A 22513-nucleotide genomic window follows, 5' to 3' on the forward strand; every position below is an offset into this window, starting at 1 on the left:
CTAGCTTTTCAGCTCGAGACGCAGCGTGTTCAGACGCTGGGCGACATCGCTGGCGATCTCCTCGCCCATCATTTTCTCAAGGCGTGCGTTGACCGCTTCAAAAGCTACACGGGCGCGCTCAGCCTTGGCGAGGCCATCTGTCGTGACTTTCAGGCGCCAGCGGCGGCGATCGTTTTCATCGCGCGTGCGTTCGATCAGGCCTTCACGCTGAAGCCGCGCCACCATCTGGGTCACCGCCGGTTCTGACAACTCCAGACGCACGGCGATATCGCTCTGGGTCGCGTCAGGGTCATTCAGCACTACGCCAAGAAGCGCGGCTTGCGCGACCGTGAGGCCCGCCGCCTCGATAACAACGGAATCCGCTTCCTGGCGAAGCCGTTCGGCGCTTTTGATCACGGCGGAATACAAACGGGGGCTGCTGGCGCTCATGGTTTTCAAGTCTCTTGTTCTTAGGGCCGCGCACCCATTAGCCTAATGCTTAAGTTATAATGGAGTTGCGAATGATCATAGACGTGTGGGGGCAGATTCTTACGACACGGATGACGCAAACTCCATGGCTTGGTTCACTTTTACGCTGGATGAAGGCTGAACAAACCGACCTGGAGTTGAGTGAAAGCGCCACATTGAGAGCTATGGACCAGGCTGGCGTCGACCTGATGATCCTCAGCGCCTGGAGCGCCCCTGAAGGCTGGCTGATCACCAATGACGAAGTGGATGCAGCCATAAACACTGCCCCGGATCGATTTCGCGGGTTTCTGAGCGTGGACATCAGCCAGCCCGAGGCCGCCGCGAAAACCATTCGCGACCGTTATGACGGCGAGCGCTTCGTTGGCGTCCGCGTATTACCCTGGATCTGGAACCTGCCGCCTAATCACGCCTGGTATTATCCGGTCTACGCCGCGTGTGTGGAGGTCGGTGCGCCGTTCTGCACCCAGATCGGCCATACCGGGCCGTTGCGCCGCTCCGAGGTCGGCCGGCTCATTCCCTATATCGAAGATGTCTTGCTGGACTTCCCTTCGCTCAAGGTCGTCGGCGGGCATGTGGGCTTTCCATGGGTGAACGAGCTGACCAGTCTGACCTTGAAATTTCCCAATCTGTATGTGGACACCTCCGCCTACGCCCTGCACCGGCTGCCGCCAGACTTTCAGACCTATATGAAAGGCCCGGGTCGCGACCGGGTCATGTTTGGCTCCAACTGGCCGATGATAACGCCTGAAAAATGCCTGAAAGGGCTCGATGCGCTGGAGCTCGACCCGGTTCACAAGGATCGCTTCCTGTCCGGCATCGCCCAGGACGTCTTTGGCCTGAAAGCCTGATGCAAAACGGCCCCGGACGGATGTCCGGGGCCGTTTCAGTGTCAATTGTCGTGTCAGTTAATGCGGGCGCTGCTCGCCCCCGCCGCTGACTTCAGTGGAGCCGGGAAGCGCGGCCAGCGCCGCCGCATCCGCTTCCGTCCACTCGATCGGCTGGATCGGCTCGGTCAGCGCGACATTGAGGACTTCCTCAACCGTTTCGACCGGGATGATCTTGAGCCCTTCCTTGACGTTGTCCGGGATTTCGGCGAGATCCTTTTCATTGTCCTTGGGGATCAGCACCGTCTTCACGCCGCCGCGCAGGGCCGCCAGCATCTTCTCTTTCAGACCACCAATAGGCAGCACGCGGCCGCGCAAGGTGATCTCGCCGGTCATAGCCACATCCTTGCGCACCGGCACGCCAGTGAGCGTGGAGACGATGGCGGTGATCATGGCCCCGCCTGCAGACGGGCCGTCCTTGGGCGTGGCGCCCTCGGGGACGTGAACGTGGATGTCGGTGGTGCGGAAGACCGTGGGCTTGATGCCCAGGGTCGGCGCCCGGCTTTGAACATAGGAGTTCGCCGCCGAGATCGATTCCTTCATCACCTCTTTGAGGTTGCCGGTCACCGTCATCTTGCCGCGACCGGGCATCTGAACCGCTTCGATGGTCAGAAGATCGCCGCCGACCTCAGTCCAGGCGAGGCCCGTCACCAGGCCCACCTTGTCCTCGGTTTCCGTCTCGCCAAAGCGGTGTTTGCGCACGCCTGCGAATTCATCGAGGTTTTCAGCGTTGATGATGATGTGGTCGCCCTCGCCCGCAACCAGCTTGCGCACGGTCTTGCGCGCAAGCCGTGCGATCTCACGCTCCAGATTGCGCACGCCGCTTTCACGGGTGTAATAGCGGATCAGATCGCGCAAGGCGCTGTCCTCAATGGTCCACTCAGCTTCCTTGAGCGCATGCACCTTGAGCTGTTTTGGGATCAGGTGACGGCGCGCGATCTCAACCTTCTCATCCTCGGTGTAGCCCGCGATCCGAATGATCTCCATCCGGTCGAGAAGCGGTTGCGGCAGGTTGAGCGTGTTCGCCGTGGTGATGAACATCACGTCGGACAGATCGTAATCCACTTCCAGATAGTGATCGTTGAAGGTGGAGTTCTGTTCCGGATCGAGCACTTCCAGCAACGCCGACGCTGGATCGCCGCGATAGTCCGCGCCCAGCTTGTCGATCTCATCGAGCAGAATGACCGGATTGGTCGACTTGGCTTTTTTCAGCGACTGGATGATGCGCCCCGGCATGGAGCCGATATAGGTGCGGCGGTGACCGCGGATCTCGGCTTCATCGCGCACGCCGCCCAGAGACACGCGCACGAACTCACGTCCCGTCGCTTCCGCGATGGAGCGTCCCAGCGAGGTCTTGCCCACGCCCGGCGGGCCCACAAGGCACAGGATCGGGCCGCGCATCTTCTTCACGCGCGTCTGCACCGCCAGATGCTCGATAATGCGTTCCTTGACCTTCTCAAGCCCGAAATGGTCGCGATCAAGCACCTGCTCGGCCACGCCCAGATCTTTCTTCAGACGTTTGCGCTTGCCCCAGGGCAACGCCAGCATCCAGTCGAGATAATTGCGCACCACGGTGGCTTCCGCCGACATGGGGCTCATCTGGCGCAGCTTCTTGAGCTCCGCCTCGGCCTTTTCGCGCGCCTCCTTGCTGAGCTTGGCGTCGGCGACTTTCTGCTCAAGCTCGGACAGCTCTTCACGGCCGTCATCGCCCTCGCCCAGCTCGCGCTGGATCGCCTTCATCTGCTCATTGAGATAATATTCGCGCTGGGTCTTCTCCATCTGCCGCTTCACGCGGTTGCGGATTTTCTTCTCGACCTGCAGCACGCTGATCTCGCCTTCCATCAGCGCAAACACCTTTTCCAGGCGCTCCACCACATTGGAATTGGCCATCAACGCCTGCTTCTCGGCGATCTTCACCGACAGATGCGCCGCGATCGTGTCCGCCATCTTGGCGGCGTCCGTGATCTCGCCCACAGCGGCCAGCGCTTCAGGCGGCACTTTCTTGTTCAGCTTGACGTAGTCTTCGAACTTTTCGGCCGCTGCGCGCATCAGCGCCTCGACTTCCGCCGGATCGGCCAGTTCTTCTTCGACCAGTTCAGCTTCAGCTTCGAAATAGGCCTGATTGTCCAGAAAGCGGGTGATGGTCATGCGGCGACCGCCTTCGACCAGTACTTTGACCGTGCCGTCGGGCAGCTTGAGAAGCTGCAGCACAGACGCCACGACGCCATCGTTGTAGACCGCTTCATGGGCCGGATCGTCATCAGCCGCATTCTTCTGGGTGGCCAGAAGGATCTGCTTGTCCGCGCGCATCACTTCCTCGAGCGCCCGCACAGATTTCTCGCGGCCCACAAACAGGGGCACGATCATGTGCGGGAAGACGACGATGTCGCGCAGCGGCAGCAGGGGAAGCGTTTTAGTTTCGCTCATAGTCATTCTCCAAGGGGCCGGGTCGCTCCCGAACCGGGGCGCAACTCAACCTCGCCGACCCTTGCGGCGCCGGCCTCACGACCTGGCCCGCTCATCAAGCCGAGCCTCGCCGTGTTTGCATGCCTAAACAAGTGGAGGCGGCGCCTTGCAGCTTCAAGCCTGAGGCTCAGCGCAGATTGCAGCGCAGGCCCCTAGCGGGTGATGAAAGCCGGCTCAGCGCGCGCCTCGATGCAGGGCGCCAGACTCGTATCTGCGATCATCTCATCGTGTGATGAAAAAAATCTCACAGCAAGCGACATGGCGCAGCCATCGCCATCCCACTGGGTGCTTTCAGTGTGAAACCCGCCGGGGAGAACGATGACGCGACTGCGGCTGAGGGTGCGGGCCGCATCATACCCCCAGGCCGGAGGGGTGAGCGCGTCCAGTTCTCCCGCCAGGATCAAGGTCGGCGCATCGCTTGTAGTGATCGCCACCTCAGATGCGGGTCGCGGAGGCACAGCCCAGCTCTCACACGTCTCGGGTGTGAAAGTGGCGCTGTCGATCCCGGCGAAACTGTCCGGCAAGGGGCCGTTGCGGCGCTGGGCGTAGGGCAGCGCTTCGCTGCACCACACAGACAGGCGCACACCCCAGTCAAAATCAGAAACGCCATAACTCTGGGACGTCGCGCCTTCCATACGGGTCGCCTGATCCATCAAGAGCGGCGCGCGCGCCAAATCAGCAGCGGAGCCGAGCGGAACCGAATTCACAAGAGTCCGCTGGCACACCTGGTCGGCTTCACACGCTCTGGGAGCGGCTTCGACCGCTGCGAAGAATCTGGCCTCGAGGTCCGGAAAAGCCGTGTCACACTCGGTTTGAGCGGCGCACATCTGCGCGACCCGTCTCAAAGCCTGTTCAAGATTAGCAGGGTATGCGTCGTCAAAGCGCGCGCTGTGAGGCAAAGGCGAGTCCAGAACCATGGACTGGACGCGCTCGGGATAATCCCGCGCATAGGTCAGGGCCAGCCGCGTACCGTAAGACAGAGCGAACAAAGACCATTGCTCAAAGCCCAGCACCTGCCGCAAGGCGTCTATGTCAGACGCGCTGGCGGCGCTGTGATAGGCGTCGCGCCTTACGCCCTGCGCATCAAGCGCCGCGCGACACTCTTGCAGAGCCGTCTCCAGCCGCGCCTCAGCGCCCGGCTTCGCGCTCGCCAGAGCCGGACCGATCGCTTCACACCGAAGGGAAGGCTCGGCGTATTGCGTCCCGCGCCGTCCCAGAATGACGAAATCGCGTTCCACGCTCCAGAGATAGGCGCCGGGATACTGCGCCGCAGATAACCCGCCCACCCCCGGCCCGCCTGGTAGAAACAGAACCGGCGCCAATCCTGGATGGGGCTCGGCCGCGCGGATGTGGATGACAGGCAGCCGGAGCTCCAAGCCATCTTCAGGATTGTCGCTTTGCGCGACAATCAAATAGCCGCGCTGATAGCGAGCGCCGCTCACCTCAATGGGAAACGCCGACCCTTCCGCCACCGGTTCAAACCGGGGCAGCGCGGCCTGTGACCAAGCCGGGGCCGTCAGCGTCAACACGGCGCACAATGCGATCAGCGCCTTGCGGACCTGATTTGATATCGCCATGCGCGCCCCCTGCCCAGACAGCAAAAAGGCTGCACCGGGGGTGCAGCCTTTGAAGCCTAGTGCGGGGTGCAATTCTGAAGCGAATTAACTCCCGGTAATGTAGACGACTACGCGCCCTGCTTCGGTGCAGCCTCGCCTTTGGACTTGGCGTAGATGTACAGCGGGGTGGCGTCGCCGGTGACGACTTCGGCGTTGACCACCACTTCCTCGACACCCTCAAGGCTTGGCAGGTCAAACATGGTGTCGAGCAAAATGCCCTCCATGATCGAGCGCAGGCCGCGCGCGCCGGTCTTGCGGTGGATCGCCTTGTTGGCGATGGCGGTCAGAGCATCCTCGGTAAAGGACAGGCCGACGCCTTCCATTTCGAACAGGCGCTGATACTGCTTGACCAGAGCGTTCTTCGGCTCGGTCAGGATCTGAACCAGGGCGTCAACGTCGAGATCTTCCAGCGTCGCGATCACGGGCAGACGACCGACGAATTCAGGGATCAGACCAAACTTGGTCAGATCATCCGGCTCGACTTCAGACAGGACTTCACCCTGACGGCGGGCGTCAGGATCGCGCACATCAGCGCCAAAGCCCACGGCGGAGCCTTTGCCGCGCTGGGAGATGATGCTTTCGAGGCCGGCGAACGCGCCGCCCACGATGAACAGGATGTTGGTGGTGTCCACTTGCAGGAATTCCTGCTGCGGATGCTTGCGGCCGCCCTGGGGCGGGACCGAAGCCACCGTGCCTTCCATGATCTTCAGAAGCGCCTGCTGCACGCCCTCGCCCGACACGTCGCGGGTGATCGAGGGGTTGTCGGATTTACGGCTGATCTTGTCGATTTCATCGATATAGACGATGCCGCGCTGGGCGCGTTCGACATTGTAGTCCGCCGATTGCAGCAGTTTGAGAACGATGTTCTCCACGTCCTCGCCCACATAACCGGCTTCGGTCAGGGTGGTCGCGTCGGCCATGGTGAAAGGCACGTCCAGAATGCGCGCCAGCGTCTGCGCCAGCAGCGTCTTGCCGCAACCCGTCGGGCCGATCAGCAGGATGTTGGACTTGGACAGCTCCACCTCGCCGTTCTGACCGGCATGGTTGAGACGCTTGTAGTGGTTGTGAACGGCGACCGAGAGCACGCGCTTGGCCTTGGCCTGGCCAATCACATAGTCCTGCAGGACCTGGAAGATTTCCTGCGGGCTGGGCACGCCCTCATTGGACTTCACAAGCGAGGTTTTGTTCTCCTCGCGGATGATGTCCATGCATAATTCAACGCATTCATCGCAGATGAAAACCGTAGGCCCTGCGATGAGCTTGCGGACCTCATGCTGGCTTTTGCCGCAGAATGAGCAATACAGCGTGCTCTTTCCGTCGCCTGTGGTCGCCTTGGTCATGGCTGCTCCCGTCGGTCCCGCTGTGCGCCGTGGCGCGGTTGGTTCGCTTTGGCCTAAATTCGTCAAAAGTGACTCGGCCCGTTCCTGCAAGATCAAGGCCGGACCTTAGCGAAACGTTTCTAAAGCGCATGTGATCACAGCCAGAGGGGGGTGATCAAGCATGCAAAACCGCGCTGGCCTGATCTGGCGCAGCGCGGCTTGGGTGCTCAGAACCGAGACAGACCTGACTTAAATCAGGACGCTTCGGGTCCGCCGCGCTTCTCGTAAACATGGTCGATCAGGCCGAAATCCTTGGCCTCCATCGCATCCATGTAGAAGTCCCGATCCAGCGTTTTCTCGACTTTTTCGAGCGGCTGGCCGGTGTGTTTGACGTAAATCTCGTTCATCCGGCGCTTGATCTTGAGGATGTCCTCGCCGTGACGCTCGATATCCGCCGCCGTGCCGCGGAACCCGCCAGACGGCTGGTGCAGCATGATGCGGGCGTTCGGCGTCGCAAAACGCATGTCCTTGTCGCCAGCCGTCAGCAGCAGCGAGCCCATGGAGGCCGCCATGCCGACGCAGGCCGTGGCCACCGGGCAGCTGATATATTGCATGGTGTCATAGATCGCGAGACCTGCGCTCACCGACCCGCCGGGCGAGTTGATGTACATGGCGATCTCTTTTTTCGGGTTTTCCGATTCGAGGAAAAGCAGCTGAGCCACCATCAGGCTCGCCATATGGTCTTCGATCGGCCCGGTGACGAACACGATGCGTTCCTTCAGCAGGCGCGAATAGATGTCGTAGGCGCGTTCGCCCCGCGCACTTTGCTCGACCACCATGGGAACGAGGTTCATCATCACATCCTGCGGCTCACGCATAGCCAGCTCCTCAAGGAAAGCAGTGTTCGTCTAGGTCGGCCGGATATGGCCATGGATCAGCACTGTGACAAGGCCCGCGCCTGGGCGCAAACCCTCAAATGCACAAGGCCCGGGCCTTTTTCCTCTCGTTCGAGAAGAAACCGACCCAGGCCTTGATGGTCCCGTCAGGGTTAAGACTGGATTAGTCCTCGTCGGACTTTGCAGCCTTTTTCTTCGGAGCCGCCTTTTTCTTGGCCGGAGCCTTCTTCTTGGCGGGCTTTTTCTCTTCGGCGGCGGGCGCCTCGTCGTCCTCAGCAAACAGGGTTTCGCGATCGACTTCCTCGTCGGTCACATCAGCCAGTTCGAGAATGTAATCGACGACTTTCTCTTCATAGATCGGCGCGCGCAGGGCCTGAATGGCGCCCGGGTTCTTTTGATAGAACTCGACCACTTCACGCTCACGGCCCTGGAAGCGGACAGCTTCCTGGTTCACGGCGCGCGACAGCTCTTCCTGCGTGACGTCCACATTGGCTTTCCGGCCGATTTCCGCCAGCACCAGGCCCAGACGCACGCGGCGCGCAGCGATCTTGCGGTAATCGTCCTTGAGCTCGTCCTCGGACTTGCCCTTGTCTTCATCGTCAAGCTGGTCGTTCTCGATGGCGTTCTGGACTTCGCGCCAGATCTGCTCGAACTCCTGCTCGACCATTTTCTCAGGCAGCTCGACAGAGCCGTGTTCAGCGTCGAGCGCGTCCAGCAAGGTGCGCTTGACCTTCATGCGAGAGGCCTGGCCGTGCTCGCTTTCAAAACGCTTGATCAGCGCGTCCTTGAGCGCTTCGAGATCAGACAGACCCAGGCGTTCAGCCAGCGAATCGTCGATCTTGGTTTCGCCCGGCCCCTGAACGCCCTTCACTTCGGTGGCGAAGACCGCGTCTTTGCCGGCCAGGTGTTCAGCCTGATAATCTGCGGGGAAGGCCACCTTGATGTCGACCTTGTCGCCGGCTTTCGCGCCGATCAGCTGATCTTCAAAGCCCGGGATGAACTGGCCGGAACCGATCACCAGCTCAGCGCCTTCAGCAGCGCCGCCCTGGAATTCTTCGCCGTCGATGGAGCCGACGAAGTCGATCACGACCTTGTCGCCGTCCGCAGCCTTGCCGGACTTGTCTTCATAGGACACCGACTGCTTGGCCAGCTCTTCAAGCGCCTCGTCGACCTGTGCGTCAGCCACTTTGGCGACGGGGCGGGTCAGCTTGAGGGTCTTGGGATCGACCGTCTCAAATTCCGGCATGATCTCGAGGCTGATCTCAAACGAGAAATCAGCGCCGCTTTTCAGAACGTCTTCCGCATCGGATTTCACATCCACGGCCGGCTGGGAGGCCGGGCGGATCTTGCGCTCGTCCAGGGTTTCCTGGGTGGCTTGCGGGACCAGCTCCTGAAGGATGTCGCCCATGATGGAGGCGCCGAACATCTTGCGGATGTGGTTGGCGGGCACCTTGCCGGGGCGGAAGCCCTTCAGGCGCACTTCAGGACGGATCTCTTCGATCTTGGCGGTCAGTTTCGCTTCGAGCTCCGACGCGGGCACGACAACCTCAAACGTGCGCGAGAGCCCTTCAGCGGATTTTTCAACTACGTTCATCTTGGCGAGGCCTTGTTAGAATGCGGTCGCCGCCTTGCTCAAACGTGCAAATGCACGCGGGCGGCGGCCGGGAATGAGCGCGCGTTATGTCACGCAGAATTTGCTGACGCAACGCCCAGCGGCGGTGAATGTGTGCAGCCCGGCCTCTCGCTCTGGAAAATCAAGGGCGTCAAACGGGTGCAGGCAAGGATTAAACAGCATGCTCCCGCCGCGGACTCAATCGAAACTTCTGCGCCAGCTGAGCGAGATCTCATTGCTGGAATCACCACTGACCTCGGACGCCAGGACGAATGACGGGGACAGACGCCATTCGATACGGGCGGCCCCCAGCGCCTGCCCCACGCCAGTCTCGAGCTCCAGATAGACATCTTCGGTCAATTGCCGTCCGCCCAATACGCTCACGGCGCCATCGCCGTTCTGACGAACATCGAGCCGGTCCATGCCCAAAACAGCGCGAACCCCCGCCATGGCGTCAAGCCACCCCGCGCCAGACAACTGGGCGGCGAGCTGTGACGCCTGCAAAGGACTGAGATCAGAAACACCGGACCCAAACAGGAGCCGAGACAAGATCTCGTCTTCGGGCAGGCTGGGCGTGCTTTCAAAAGACACCTCCGGCGCCCGCACCGATCCCTCAACACGCCCGATCACAGTCAGATCGCTGGTTTCATGAAGAGCCTCGATCGCGACGCGGCTTTGATTGACCGGACCGTCAAAGGTCACGCGTCCTGTCGTCAGGGTGAACGGCGCCGTCAGCAAGGACGCCTGCCCTGCAATCAAAGTCGCCTGGCCGGACAGATTCGGCCGGGTCGCCGTACCCGTCACATGCACGTCGGCGGACCATTCAGAGGTGAAGGCGCGGCTGGAGACGAACAACCTGTCATCCGCGCGCAGGTGATAATCGAGCTCGAGCCGGATCGGACGACGATAGGCGCGATCAAGACTGTCAGGCCGGTTCAGCTCCACTACTTCAATCTGGGGGATGGACGGGCCGCCATTGCCGCCCGCGCTCGGACGCACATCCAGGCGCTGCACGTCTGCTTCGCCCGTCACCGTCAGAACCCGCTCGCTGAGGGTGAAGTCGGCATAGCCGGACGCCCCGCCTGACAATTCCGGGCGGTCTACAAGATGGAGCCGGTTCAGCTCGATACGCCCTTCCCCTTCAAAACCGCCCTCGGTCATCCGAAATTCGGCCTGCGCATTGGCGCCGCTCTTCGCATCCTCGCCGACACGCAGCGATTCAATGACCAGCGCGCCATTGCGCCAGCCCCCCTGAGCGTTGATCGGCTCAAAACTGCGGCCGGCGATCGCGGAAGAAAGCGCGCCGTCTGTAAAGCTGACGACGCCGGACGTCTCCATCCCTTCAATCGAAGCGTCGACGGACAAGATGCCGCGCAAAATCTCGCCTTCTGGCAGATAGAGCCCCGCCAGCACGGCGACGTCTCCATTGACGTTTAAATCGCCCCGCCAGTCTGGCCGCGACAGATCACTATATCCCGTCACGGCGCCCGGCAGCGTCAGATCCAGTCCGATATCAAGATCAGTGCCTGCAAATTGACCGTTCAGTCGGGACTGGTCGGGCGTGAGCTCCAGCTCGATAGCGCCGTTCAACGCGCCGAACTGATTGTCCGTCGCCGAGGACAAGTCCAACACCGCCAGACGCGATTGGCCTGTCCAGCGGCCGTCTGCGCGTGAGAAATCGCCAGCCAATTGCAAGTCGCCCTGCCCCTGGGGCAAGCTGAGCAAGCCCATGATCAGGTCAGCAGGAAGGGCGGTGAAATCATAGGTAATGGAGGCGGCTTGAGGCGCGCGTTCAGCTCGGAAGGTCAGGCTCGCCTGATCAAGCGCCAACCGGGCGGCCGCCGTCATGTCGCCGTTCTCATAGTCCAGAGAAAGCGGGCCGGGCGAGGCCAAGCGCCGCCCTGAAACCTCACCAGATACGTCTAGAACAGCTTCAGCGCGACCGTCTGCATAGGCCACAGGCCCGCTCACAGACACATTAAAGGGCTCTGCGACCGCCCCTTCAGCATTCAAGTCAAATGTCAGCGCGTCCAGCGGGCCCGACAACCGTACGTCCGCAGCATTCACGGTGACGCCTGAAACCCGCACCCCTTCAAGCGCTGCGCTCAAATCCAGCCGTCCCGCCAGGATTTCCGTGCGAGAGGCCTGATAGGCAAGCGAGGCGGACCATAGCTCAATGGCGCCGTCCTGCTCGGCGGTGAAATCAAGTTCCACGGCTTGTTCGAGCAATCGCGCTTCGCCCTGAACCACGACATCAGCATATTGACCAGACCGCACGCCAATGCGGCCGGCCTGTCCTGACCAGTCCAGATCGCCTTGTAAGAGCACCTCGCTCTCGCCGCTCGCGGCGTCAAAGCGCCAATCACCCGCCACCCCTGTTTGAGACGGTGCAATCTCGATACGCAGCATCGGTCGGTCAAGCGCAACGCCGCCCAACGACAAGGCGTCCGCCTGCGCCTGGAGGCGCGCCGTCAGGCCGCGCCCGCTTTGGTCAAGCTCCGCGGCGCCCGCAATCACCCCGGAAAGGCTGGCGACGTCAAACGCCGCGGCGTCCACCGCATACTCGACCGCGCCCTGCCAGCTGCTGGCGTCTGCAGTGCGTGCAATATCGCCGCTCAGCCGCAGATAGCGTCCCTCTACATGCAGATCTGTGAGGGCCAGCCCATCGGTCAGGCTCAGTCGTCCCTGTCCGCTCAATCCCGAGGCGAGAACGTAAGGCACGCCCTCTCCGGTCAGGCTATCAGCCTGAACCGTCAGCGACAGTCCTGCCTCATCGCCGACGCCCTCAAGCAAAACGGGCCCGGACAGGCCGTCCTGAATCCGGCCGGCATCATCAAGCGCGACAGAGACACGTCCTTGAAAAGCGCGCGTCATCAAGTCGAATGCGCCTGCCGCACTGGCGGCGACGCCCTCAGACTGGAGTTGGGCTGTTTCAAATCTGAGTGTCTGCTCGTTCCGATCATAAGCGCCATTGGCGATAAAGCTGATTTGGTCGCCCAGCGCCGCTCCAGCCCGCGCGTTTTCCCAACGCACGGTCTGCGCTTCTCCGTTCACGTCATATGAAAATGTGCTGTCCTGACGCCCCACCACAAAGCGCGCACTGATGTGTTCCGCCTCGATCTGGGAATGCTCGACACCGCGCGCCTGCACATCGCCTGACAACCAGGCGTCACGATCAGCACGATTGAGCTGCGCCTGAACGCTCGCCTCTTGAATCGACAGGTCTTGAGGCAGAAACAGAGACAGGCCGTCCGATGACAGACGCCCTGTGAGGTCAATGAGCGGTGTTTCGGCCTTGCTCACGGAGAGCTCGCCGGCATCACTGGAGAAGGCCAGGCGGCCAGTTAGAGGATCAAGCGCGCCCTCGCCCGAAATCGTCCCGCCAGACAGAAGCGCCTGCACATTGGCCGGCAGCTCTGGCCAGGCGTCGGCGACCGTCAGACCTTCGAGCCGCCATGCGCCATCCTCCCACAGGCCGCGACCTTCAAGTCCTGCAATCTCGCCGACCACAAAGCTGTAATCGGCCTGTCCAGCCTGAGGCGTCCCGTTGATCGTCGCTTCCAGCTCAAATCCGCGCCCGCTCGCATAAACCAGATCAGCCAACGGGCTATCTGCTTCAGCATGAGCGGAGAGCTGCCCTGCAATCACCCCCTGAGCGTTGCGGGTCAGGTCCGCAACGAGGCGATCAGATGCGCCGTCAATACGCACGATTTCAGCCCTCAGACTTTGCCCCGCTTCAGGGCTGCTGGTCAGAGCCGCTTCAGCGCGCAAGGCTGCGCGTTCGCCCAGAACAGGCGCCTCAAGCACGAGCTCCGAAATCAGAAGCTGATTGAGCCTCACCCCCCGTGACGCCCCGCCTTGAGACGCGTCTGCGCGCTCAAGATCAGGACGGCGATGCATCACAATACGGTCCGCCTCGACAGCCTCGATAGCGACGGTTGGCCCCAACAAGGAGCGAGCGCGCCACCCCACGCGCACATTGTCTGCTTCAAGCCAAACACCCTGCTCGTCTGACAACGTAAGCTGCTCGACGCTGAAGTCTGACAGCACGTCGCCTTGCAGGCCGGCCAGATGCACGACCCCGACCGCATCGACCCGGCGTCCATCCACCAAGTGGGAAACCAGAGCACGGCCCGGCGCCTGGCTGAGACTGACAAGGCCAGCCAGAACCAGGACCACCGCTATGACCAGTATGGCGAGGCCGGTCTTGAGAAGCGTTGAAGCGCGCATGCTCAGAACGCCTCCCCAAGCCCGATATAAACCTGCAGTTCAGGATCGCCGGAAACAGGGTCCAGTGGCGTCGCCACGTCAAAGCGTACAGGCGCGAAATCGAGATAATAGCGCAGCCCGAACCCGACGGCGCTTCGCATCGCGCCGAAATCAGGGGTCTCATCGCGGCCAGCCGCTGCTGAATCCACAAAAACCACCCCGCCCCAGCGCCTTGATCGCCGCCAGCGCGCTTCAATGCTGGTTTCGATGATGGAGCGTCCGCCAATCAAGGCTCCAGCCTCGTTGCGAGGCGCGAGCGACTGATACTCATAGCCGCGCGCCGACCCGCCGCCCCCTGCGAAGAACCGCTGTTCGGGCGGCAGAGCGTATAAAGGCGCGCCGACGATGCTCCCCGCTCTCAAACGCCCTGCAATGATCAGCGATGAGGAGAGCCGTTGATAGGTGCGCACCTCACCCACGGTTCTAAGATACTGCGTCTGCCCCACAGTTCTTGAGTCTTGCGTCGCCGTGTCCCCGGTCACCACTGCCGGAGAAACATCCACCGAAAACAGATAGCCATCCGTGGGCGCGATCGCGCTGTCGCGATCATCCCAGACGGCGCCCAGCGAAATCGAACCTGTGTAAACATTCAGATCAAGCGTATCTGTTTCGCTGTGAGCGCTGGTGACATTCGCCCCAAGCGAAACAGTCAATGTCTCACTGAGAGGGCGTGACACACGCGCGCCGACGCCGGCTTCCAGCAGATCATAGGCGTCCGTCTCTTCACGTCCGGTATGCGCTTCCAGGGTCAGTTTCTGCCCCAGCCTGCGCCAGTGAGGAGCGCTGAGTTCAACGGTCAAACCGCTCAAGACGGTCGCCAGATTCAATGAGATGTCGAGGGTTTCATCGCCGCCGAACAGATTACGTCGTTTATAGGCGCCGCTGACCCCGCCCCCTTCGCTGGTGGACAGGCTGAACCCCGCTTCCGCCACATGGCGCGGGGCTGGTGTGGCGGATACAGTGACAGCGCGCCTTTGCGGTCCCGGCTGATCAACGGGGGCGGACAGCGTCACAGCTGCGCCCGAAATGCTCTCAAGCGCTTCGAGGCGACTTTCAAAGGTGCGGAGTTGGGCCCTGCTTACACGCTCGCCCGGTTCAAACGGGGCCTGCCGGCGAATGAACCCGGCGCGCCACCGGTCTGTATCCAGCGAAACATCACCATAAAGGCTTTCAGAGCCAGGCTCGTAAATGAAAACGGCGTCACCGCTGGCGTCTGCATGATCAACCGTGATCTCTCGGTGGTCCAGTCGCGCATCCGGCCAGCCTGAGTTGCGCAAGGCGCGCAGGCCGTCCGTCTCCGCGCTGAGCACGTCAGCAGCACGGACCGGATCGCCGGCTTGAAGCGCGATGGCGTTGCGCGCGACAGAGCGGGCGTCATCCTGTCCCTGCGCCGTCACAGCAATGCTGGCAAACCTGAACAGCTCGCCCTGGGTGACCTGAAAGCTTGGCGCATCATCGCTTTGGTCAACAATGACGCGGGCCGTGTAATACCCTTCAGACCGAAGATAGCGCAAAAGACGGTCCGCGCTCGCCTGAGCATCAGTTGCGCCGCTCTTGCTCCGCTCGTCCAAGAGGGATTGCAAGGCATTTGACAACTCGACGTTCGCGTCTCCTGACAGAGCCACGCTCTGCCCGTGCGCCTGGGCGGACAAGGTGAGGCACGCCGAAATGGCGAGTGCGCGAAGCACGGTCATCAGCTCTGGTCCCGCAGCCAACAGTCAAAAAGGACCGGCGGGGTCGCAACCCCGCCGGCTCTGCATCCTATGGGAAACAAGTATGGCCAAAAAGCAGCCTCTTATGCCGGAAACACTAATTCAGCGCACCGGTTTCAAAGCGGATATCCCCGTCCCCGAATTGGATTTCGACCGTGTTGTCTTGGGACTCCTGCCAGACAAGTGTCCCGAGCGTGCCCATCAGAACAAGAATGACAGCGGCACCGATGAGAACGACAGGGCTTGGTTTTTGATTTTTCATCGCCTGCTCCATGATGTCTGCCCCTCTAACGCGCATTCAAGGTGAAGGGTTCCGAGAAATCGGGAACGGACCGGTCTCATTGTGCGTTACACCGTCATGAAAACACATGCATTGATCACCTATGGCCGCAGCCTGATGGCGCTGACCATGGCGGAGTCGGTCCGGCCTTTGGTCGACCATGTCATCGGCCTGGATACGATCGGGATGACCGCCCTGTCGTTCTCCAAATACTGCGATGAGACGCGGACTGTCTGCGAGCCCTCTGACGAAGTCGCCTACACCAAGGACGTTGCAGCGATCTGCAAGGAGTTTGCGCCAGATACGGTGCTCATACTGCCAGGCTTTGAAGATATGGAAGGGCTGGCGCGTCACAGGTCGCTCTTGCCAGATAACGCGAAACTGGCGGCGCCCGATTGCGCCTCCATCGAACAGGTGACCCCCAAGCATCATTTCGCGACTCTGATCCAGGACAACGCCATCAACGCGCCAAAGACGCAGGTCTTTGAGAGCGCAGAAGAGGCTCAAGGCGGGCCGGATATGCCGTTCCCGGTGCTGATGAAACCAAGTCGAGGCGCCGGGGGGCGCGGCATCTCAAAAGTCTCATCTGAGGATGAATACACGGCTTATCTGAAGGCGCATGAAGACCAGTATCCATTGCTGGCTCAGTCGCTGGCGGAGGGGGATGACTATTGCGTCAGCGCCTTGGCTCACAATGGCGAAGTCCTTGTGATGTCCGCCTACACCAACCTTGAGAACCAGCCTGTCGAGGCCGGCGCCGGGGTGGTGCGCGAAACAGTGAGCAGCGCCCCGTTTGAAGACGATGTGCGCAAGATCGCGAAAGCCACCAACTGGACCGGTGTCTTTGAAGCCGATTTCATGTGGACCGGCGATGAGGCGGACGCCCCTTCCGCCATTGAAGTCAATGCACGGTTCTGGGCAGGCTTGCGTCATTCCACTCTCAGCGGCGTGGATTACGCCCGCTTGCTGGCTGAGCTGACCCTGCATGGCGGCTTGCAGTCTGATCCGGGTACGCCCGACATCGGTTTCCGCTCACAGGTTCCGCTCGCCTGGATCCCATCGGCCATCGACGGCGCGTTCAGCGAGAGCGACTACGCCAACCAGCTGTCCGATAGCTGGGACAGGCTCAAGAACTCCAAGGGATTCAGCTTGAAAAATTTCGGACGCCTGGTGGCGTCCTTGTCCGACGCCAAGGCCGCCAAGGAAGCGCTTGAGGATGTCACCCACCGCGTCATGGACCGCTCCCATCTGGACGTGGACCTTCTGGCGAAGGACGATCCAGCCGCGGCGCTCGGCGCATTGTTCATTGTGTCTCACCTGGCCAAGTACGGAGAGCTTCCGCCAGAAGTCAGCTTTGACTCGGTCGGATCATGACACGCCCCGTCATCGGTTACGTCACAGCCCCAAAAGGCGACACTCTGCTCTCTTTACTGGTCGGGGCCGTCATTCGTCTGTCCGGCGGCAAGCCCTTGCGGTTGAGACGCGAACCTGCGTCCGGCCAGAGACAGTGTGACGGCCTTATTCTGATGGGCGGACTGGATATACATCCCAGCCGGTACGATGCCTCTATCGAGGTTGAAAGCCGGTTTGATCCGGAACGGGACGCCCTTGAAACTGATTGGCTTCAACATGCGCGCGATCATGACCTGCCGGTCATGGGCGTCTGCCGCGGGCTGCAGATGCTCAACGTCTTTTACGGGGGCGATCTGCATCAAAAGCTCGACCCGGAGATGACGCGCGACTGGCCCAACGGTCCCATCGGCTACACCTTTTTCAGAAAGCGGATCTCCCTCACCGGAGAGAGTCTTCTCGCGGACGTTGTCGCGCCCCATGACAGCGTCTCGGTCAATAGTCTGCATCGCCGGGCGGTGCGTTCAATCGCGCCGGGTTTTCATGCTATCGCTTGCGGCGAGCGTGGCGGCGTCCAAGCCATTCAGTCCGATACGGCGCCTTTGCGCCTGGGCGTGCAGTTCCACCCTGAGCTTCTGGTTTACAGGCGCGATATGCGGCGTCTGTTCCGGACTTTTGTGAAGTCCTGCGCATAAAAAAAGCCCCGTCCTGAGACGGGGCTTTTTCACGCCATAGCGGCGATCTAGTTCCGGTTTTCTTCAGCCGTGTCTTCAATCGCGTCGCCAGCTTCTTCAATATCGCGACCAGCGCCAGCGATGGTGTTGCAACCGGTCAAAAGAAGAGTTGCGACGGCAAAAACACTAAGAACAACATACTTCATAAAAGCCTCCTGAGTTTGGACCTTTATAAAACGCGTCAGCTCAAGCCCCGTTCCCTTCAGTTCAATTCTTTTTCTCACCCACTTGCAGGACAAAATCCATACCGCCGTCTGCATTGGGTTCTGACCAGGTCCGACCATCCAGCTGCATGGCGAACGCCTCCATCAAGGACGAGCCCGTGCCCTGTGAGGCGGTATCGGTCATGCCTTCGCCATCGTCAGAAATCCGTAAGGTCAACACTTCAGGAGAGTCCGCCTTCAGCGAGATCAGGATGCGCCCCTGAGTGCGGCTGGTGAACGCATGCTTGTAAGCATTCGTGACCGCTTCAGCCACGAACAGAGCCACCGGCACCGCCGTGTCAGGCTCGAACGACACGTCATCGCACTCCGCCTGAACACTGACCGAACGCGATCCGTCATCACTGGCTTGCTGAAGATTTAGCGCCAGCTCATTCAGGAAACCGGGCATGTAGACCGCTCTGAGATCATCCGCCTCATAGAGGCTGCGATGCACAAGCGACAAGGCGTTGATCCGCCGACGCGCCTCCATCAGGGCTGTGCGCCCCTCGCCGTCTGTCATGCGACCCGCCTGAAGATTGAGCAAGCTGACGATGATTTGAAGGTTGTTTTTGACTCGGTGGTGAATTTCCTTGAGCAAGGCGCCGCGCTGGTCGACCGCTGATTCCAGCTCGTTTTGCTGCTTTTCCAAAGACGCCGCCATCTCACCCATAGTGTTGGCCAGTTCACGAATCTCGCGCGGCGCATTTCGCGCGCGGACAGGCACAACATCCAAACGCCCGCCGCCATATACGGCCGCGATCCGGCGCAAATAGCCCAGCCAACGCAAAACATAATGGTCGACGGCCAGCCAGACGCTGGCGAGCGCCAAGGCGTACATCAAAAGCGGCACCAGAAAGGTTGCAGCGACCGAGACGAGCCCCCATTGCGTGGTCGGAGTCGGTGAGACCAACAGCAAGGCCAGCTGTCCCTCCACGAGCGGCGCAAGCACGGCGGGCCTGTCTACGCCTTCAAACCGAATGCGTGTCGGTTGCGGCTGGTCGATCTGCAGAACGCTTTCAAGCAAGTCGCTTTGAATATCGATGCTCGCCGGCTTGAGCATGCGGGAGCGGTCCACTTCCCGCGCCTCCGTCGGGGTGACAAGCAGGACCTGACTGCCATCCGCCATAGCGTTGTCGATCAGAATTCTTGAGGCGCGAAGCACGTCAATGGCGGCCGCCGCCGTTCCTCTGAAGACTGATTCTTGTCCAAGCCGGTTGGCGACGACGAGAATAGGCGTTCTGGAAACCGGCCCCATCAAAACCCCGGAAACGGTTTGTTGCTCACCGCTGCTGAGCGCTGCGTGCCAATCCTCAGACGCCATGTTCAGGTTTTGAGCCCCTTCAAGCCCCGAACAAATGATTTCGCCGTCCGCATCGGTCAGAGCGATGTTGGTCAACACGGTATCGCCACTGGCGATTTGCGCCATGGCGCGGCTGCACCCTCCCGGCGCGCTCATGAACGCGAAACCGCGCGTGGAGACCGCATCGACGACGCCTTGAGCCCGTGCGATGGATTCATTGAGTTCAGACGCAGCCAACGCGCCCAGAATGATCATGCGATCTCTCTGAACGCGTTGCTCTTCACGCGCTTCACTCCAGGTTTGCGCTACGGCGATCATCAGGAGTGGAAACAGCGCCACAGCGAGGACCAGGGCGAGTACGAACCGCAATCTCCCGGTCAGCTCGCCCCCAGGTTTGAAGGGCATTGTCAGCGTACCTGTTCCGCCAGGTCGCTGACTTGGCCAAGCAATGTATCGACAGCATCAGATGCAGCGATCCCATCCGTATTCGCCTTGGCGGCGGGACCCGCTTTCATAATACCCTCAAGCGCCAGGCGAGCCCTGGAGACACGACTTTTCACGGTGCCGGTCGCGCAGCCGCAAATTGCTGCAGCTTCATCATAAGAGTATCCGCCCGCACCGACGAGAATGAGCGCTTCACGCTGATCTTCGGGAAGCTCGGCAAGCCCTCGACGCAATTCATCCAGCGCCACAACCTGTTCCTGGTTGTCGACAGCCGGCAGCGTGCGTTCAGCCAACTCCTGATCCCAGTCAGCCTGTCGCCAGGACCGGCGCTTGTCTGAGTAAAACTGGTTGCGGACAATGGTGAGCACCCAGGCCCGAAAGTTCGTACCCGCTTTGAATTTAGCGCGCGCAGACCAGGCTTTCATCAGAGCGTCCTGGGCCAGGTCGTCAGCACTTGCAGCATCGCCTGTGAGGCTTCGCGCAAAGGCGCGCATGTGAGGAATGGCCTCAGTAAGCTCCAACCGGAAGTGACTTTGAGACATGATCTCTGAAGGTTTCAGGCCTGTATCGTCTGAGTCAGACTCACTCATGACCGTCACCCTTTTCGGTCGTTCGGTCCGACTCGCTTTGTTCCAGTCGGTCAAGAAGGTCTGCAAATGCGTCAGGCACCCCTTCATCAACAACAGAATCAAACATATGTCGCAGCCCCGCGCCCAGAGTTTCCTGTTGCTTGCGGGTCCGCTGCACGAGCGCAGGGTCTGGCCTGCCGCCAGATCTGTTTTTGTCCTCAGACATTGCCATTATTAATCGCCAATCTCACATGAAAACGATCATACCGAATGTATCGGCCTTAAGTGAGAAACGTGGAGATCGGGAATGAGTTCCAAACAATCTGATTTTTTTTGGAACCCTTCTCATATTTGTTCGTTTGTAGCGTGACACCTTTGTGGGGAGAGCCCAATTATGAGTTTTGTTTCAGCGATACGCTCACACATTCCCTACCTGCGCAGATATGCGCGGATACTGACGGGATCACAGCAAAGCGGCGACGCCCATGTGCGCGCCTGCTTGGAGGCTGCTGTTGAAGGCAATGAAGAACTGGGACGGGATTTGCCGCCCCATGTAGCGCTTTTTCAATTGTTTCACGCCTGCTGGAACACCCAGCTGGACGTGACGGAAGACGGGGAACGCCAGAATCCTCTGGCTTACGTCACCCCGAAGGCCCGGCAAGTCATGTTGCTGACGTCCGTGGAAGGATTTTCCATCGAAGACGTGGCCTCCATTCTGCGCATTGATGACAGTGAGGCTCAGGCTTTGCTGATTTCCGCGCAACAGGAGCTGAACGCCGGGCTCGCCACGCGAGTCATGATCATTGAAGACGAGCCCGTCATCGCCCTCGACCTGCGGGCCATCGTGGAAAATGCGGGGCACACGGTGACCGGCGTGGCCCGCACCCGGGACCAGGCGGTTGAGCTAGCCAAAAAATCACCGCCGGGATTGGTTCTCGCTGACATTCAGCTGGCTGACGACAGCTCAGGGATCGACGCCGTCAAAGATATTATGGGCGAGATGAATTTGCCCGTGATCTTCATCACAGCCTACCCTGAGCGCTTGTTGACCGGCGAAAGGCCTGAACCGACTTATCTCATCACCAAGCCCTTCATGCCGGAAACCGTAACAGCCACCATGAGCCAGGCGCTGTTTTTCTTCGATAAGGACGCTGTTGCGGCAGAGTAAATCTCGCTTCACTTCCAATCAAAACGCCGAGGCCCTGCCTCGGCGTTTTTTGTGCGCCCAAGTTCCAATTGTGTCGAAACAAAGTCACTTGAACATAATAACTTCGCGAAATAGTCAAACTATATTTTGGAACACACTCAGCGCCTCAACGTTTACTTATTGCGTTCGAATTGATCGCTAGCAAAAAGGAAACGTTATGTTGAACAAGCTGATGCTGACCACCTCGATCGCTCTGATTTCCACAACCGCTCTCGCAACGGCGCAAGCCCAGGACGCGATGGCGCATACGGAGACGGAGACTCACGCCGAAGCCGCCATGATGACGGAGACCGTTAAAGCGTCTGACGTTGTCGGAGCCGACCTGCAATACGCAAATGGCGCTTCCGCGATCACTGACATCCGCATGAGCGACGCCGGCGCTCCCGAAGCGCTGATCATTTCCCGCGGCGGCTTTCTGGGCCTCTTCGATGAGGAAGTCGCGGTGTCCACCGTGGCCGCAAACCTGTCTCACAACTCAGAAGGCGAACTGGTTGTGACTGCATCCATCACGGATGCACAGCTGGATGACGCCGAAGTCATCAATGACAGCCCCTTCATGGTGTCTGTCGAGGACCAGCGTGAAGACGGGGATCTGTTTTACAGCGACCTGACTGGCGCTGATATCCAGAACGGCGCCGGCGAGACCATCGCCCACCTTGAAGACCTGGAGTTCACGACTCAGGGCGTCACTGAATACGCCATTATTCGCGACGGCGGGTTTCTGGGTTTCGGCGGCGAAGTCGGGCGCGTTGATTTCCAGGCTCTCGAACTGGGCTACACCGCTGACGCCGGCTGGACCGTGTCAGCCGATCTGACCGCCGATGATGTCGAGATTCTGGAGGAAACCCCTGTGAATGCGGGGGCCTATCTCGACGGGCGCTAAATGACCAAGGCCTGACCAGCCTGAATACTGGGGCGCGCTACGGCGCGCCCCTTTTTTATGAGAGCGACAGACAGGCGACAGATGCACGGCCAATCTTCGTCGACACCATCATCAGTGTCCGTCTCAGCCTCTAAAATGCGTTATAAATCCTGGCGGCCCACCGTCCCCGTCTGTCAGACAATTCCAGAGGCAGCGTCCAGGCAGGACGCACCACGAAGCGCGACGCGTCAGCCTTTAAAGCTCGAAAACTGTTGCGGCGCCGATCACCCGGAAACAAAAGAAGCCGCCCTCTGAAAGAGGA

At 60.4% G+C, this 22513-nt stretch carries 18 protein-coding genes; 5 read left to right on the plus strand and 13 right to left on the minus strand.

Features of this window, described 5'->3' with window-relative positions; translation table 11 throughout:
- The gene (locus G405_RS0100865) at positions 1 to 429 is read right to left on the minus strand and encodes a MarR family winged helix-turn-helix transcriptional regulator (RefSeq protein ID WP_022699603.1); all 429 of its coding nucleotides are present in this window, start codon (positions 427 to 429) and stop codon (positions 1 to 3) included.
- A gap of 71 nt (positions 430 to 500) precedes the next feature.
- Here G405_RS0100865 and G405_RS0100870 point away from each other — a divergent pair, with 71 nt between their 5' ends.
- Positions 501 to 1316 carry an amidohydrolase family protein gene (locus G405_RS0100870; RefSeq protein ID WP_022699604.1) on the plus strand — a complete coding sequence of 272 codons (816 nt, stop codon included), beginning with the start codon at positions 501 to 503 and terminating at the stop codon, positions 1314 to 1316.
- A 57-nt stretch (positions 1317 to 1373) separates the two neighbouring features.
- Here G405_RS0100870 and lon read toward each other — a convergent pair whose 3' ends face one another.
- The 8 genes from lon to G405_RS16875 form a co-directional block, all read right to left on the minus strand.
- Positions 1374 to 3779: an endopeptidase La gene (gene lon / locus G405_RS0100875; RefSeq protein WP_022699605.1), complete on the minus strand. Its 2406-nt coding sequence runs from the start codon at positions 3777 to 3779 to the stop codon at positions 1374 to 1376.
- 191 nt (positions 3780 to 3970) lie between these two features.
- Complete coding sequence (locus tag G405_RS0100880; RefSeq protein WP_022699606.1) at positions 3971 to 5395, minus strand: alpha/beta fold hydrolase; 1425 nt, start codon at positions 5393 to 5395, stop codon at positions 3971 to 3973.
- 107 nt (positions 5396 to 5502) lie between these two features.
- Entirely contained in the window at positions 5503 to 6774 is a 1272-nt protein-coding gene (gene clpX / locus G405_RS0100885) for an ATP-dependent Clp protease ATP-binding subunit ClpX (RefSeq protein WP_022699607.1), read from the minus strand.
- A 233-nt stretch (positions 6775 to 7007) separates the two neighbouring features.
- Positions 7008 to 7631 (minus strand): ATP-dependent Clp protease proteolytic subunit, encoded by a 624-nt coding sequence (locus G405_RS0100890; protein ID WP_022699608.1) that lies wholly within the window; start codon positions 7629 to 7631, stop codon positions 7008 to 7010.
- 181 nt (positions 7632 to 7812) lie between these two features.
- Positions 7813 to 9243 carry a trigger factor gene (tig, locus tag G405_RS0100900; RefSeq protein WP_022699609.1) on the minus strand — a complete coding sequence of 477 codons (1431 nt, stop codon included), beginning with the start codon at positions 9241 to 9243 and terminating at the stop codon, positions 7813 to 7815.
- Positions 9244 to 9459: 216 nt separating this feature from the next.
- Positions 9460 to 13491: a translocation/assembly module TamB domain-containing protein gene (locus tag G405_RS0100905; protein WP_022699610.1), complete on the minus strand. Its 4032-nt coding sequence runs from the start codon at positions 13489 to 13491 to the stop codon at positions 9460 to 9462.
- Positions 13492 to 13493: 2 nt separating this feature from the next.
- Positions 13494 to 15224 carry an autotransporter assembly complex protein TamA gene (locus G405_RS0100910; protein ID WP_022699611.1) on the minus strand — a complete coding sequence of 577 codons (1731 nt, stop codon included), beginning with the start codon at positions 15222 to 15224 and terminating at the stop codon, positions 13494 to 13496.
- 115 nt (positions 15225 to 15339) lie between these two features.
- Positions 15340 to 15516: a hypothetical protein gene (locus tag G405_RS16875; protein WP_022699612.1), complete on the minus strand. Its 177-nt coding sequence runs from the start codon at positions 15514 to 15516 to the stop codon at positions 15340 to 15342.
- Between the two features lie 84 nt (positions 15517 to 15600).
- Here G405_RS16875 and G405_RS0100920 point away from each other — a divergent pair, with 84 nt between their 5' ends.
- Together G405_RS0100920 and G405_RS14625 are read left to right on the plus strand one after the other, a co-directional pair.
- Positions 15601 to 16896, plus strand: a complete 1296-nt coding sequence (locus G405_RS0100920; protein ID WP_156861302.1) for an ATP-grasp domain-containing protein — start codon at positions 15601 to 15603, stop codon at positions 16894 to 16896.
- Positions 16893 to 17567 carry a gamma-glutamyl-gamma-aminobutyrate hydrolase family protein gene (locus tag G405_RS14625; RefSeq protein ID WP_084683377.1) on the plus strand — a complete coding sequence of 225 codons (675 nt, stop codon included), beginning with the start codon at positions 16893 to 16895 and terminating at the stop codon, positions 17565 to 17567. The genes G405_RS0100920 and G405_RS14625 overlap by 4 nt, the downstream gene beginning before the upstream one ends.
- A gap of 47 nt (positions 17568 to 17614) precedes the next feature.
- Here the strand turns inward: G405_RS14625 and G405_RS16725 are convergent, their stop codons facing one another.
- The 4 genes from G405_RS16725 to G405_RS17285 form a co-directional block, all read right to left on the minus strand.
- Positions 17615 to 17752 (minus strand): entericidin A/B family lipoprotein, encoded by a 138-nt coding sequence (locus tag G405_RS16725; RefSeq protein ID WP_022699615.1) that lies wholly within the window; start codon positions 17750 to 17752, stop codon positions 17615 to 17617.
- A gap of 61 nt (positions 17753 to 17813) precedes the next feature.
- Positions 17814 to 19514: a sensor histidine kinase gene (locus tag G405_RS16265; protein WP_022699616.1), complete on the minus strand. Its 1701-nt coding sequence runs from the start codon at positions 19512 to 19514 to the stop codon at positions 17814 to 17816.
- Positions 19515 to 19516: 2 nt separating this feature from the next.
- The gene (locus G405_RS0100940) at positions 19517 to 20095 is read right to left on the minus strand and encodes a sigma-70 family RNA polymerase sigma factor (RefSeq protein WP_051143358.1); all 579 of its coding nucleotides are present in this window, start codon (positions 20093 to 20095) and stop codon (positions 19517 to 19519) included.
- A 40-nt stretch (positions 20096 to 20135) separates the two neighbouring features.
- Complete coding sequence (locus G405_RS17285) at positions 20136 to 20354, minus strand: NepR family anti-sigma factor (protein WP_407667901.1); 219 nt, start codon at positions 20352 to 20354, stop codon at positions 20136 to 20138.
- Between the two features lie 162 nt (positions 20355 to 20516).
- Between G405_RS17285 and G405_RS0100950 the strand changes: the two genes are divergently transcribed.
- Positions 20517 to 21290 carry a response regulator gene (locus G405_RS0100950; RefSeq protein ID WP_022699619.1) on the plus strand — a complete coding sequence of 258 codons (774 nt, stop codon included), beginning with the start codon at positions 20517 to 20519 and terminating at the stop codon, positions 21288 to 21290.
- 196 nt (positions 21291 to 21486) lie between these two features.
- The gene (locus G405_RS0100955; RefSeq protein ID WP_022699620.1) at positions 21487 to 22212 is read left to right on the plus strand and encodes a PRC-barrel domain-containing protein; all 726 of its coding nucleotides are present in this window, start codon (positions 21487 to 21489) and stop codon (positions 22210 to 22212) included.
- The last annotated feature ends 301 nt before the right edge of the window (positions 22213 to 22513 follow it).

The sequence above is a fragment of the Oceanicaulis alexandrii DSM 11625 genome (genome assembly GCF_000420265.1).
In the GTDB taxonomy this organism is placed as follows: Bacteria; Pseudomonadota; Alphaproteobacteria; order Caulobacterales; family Maricaulaceae; genus Oceanicaulis; species Oceanicaulis alexandrii.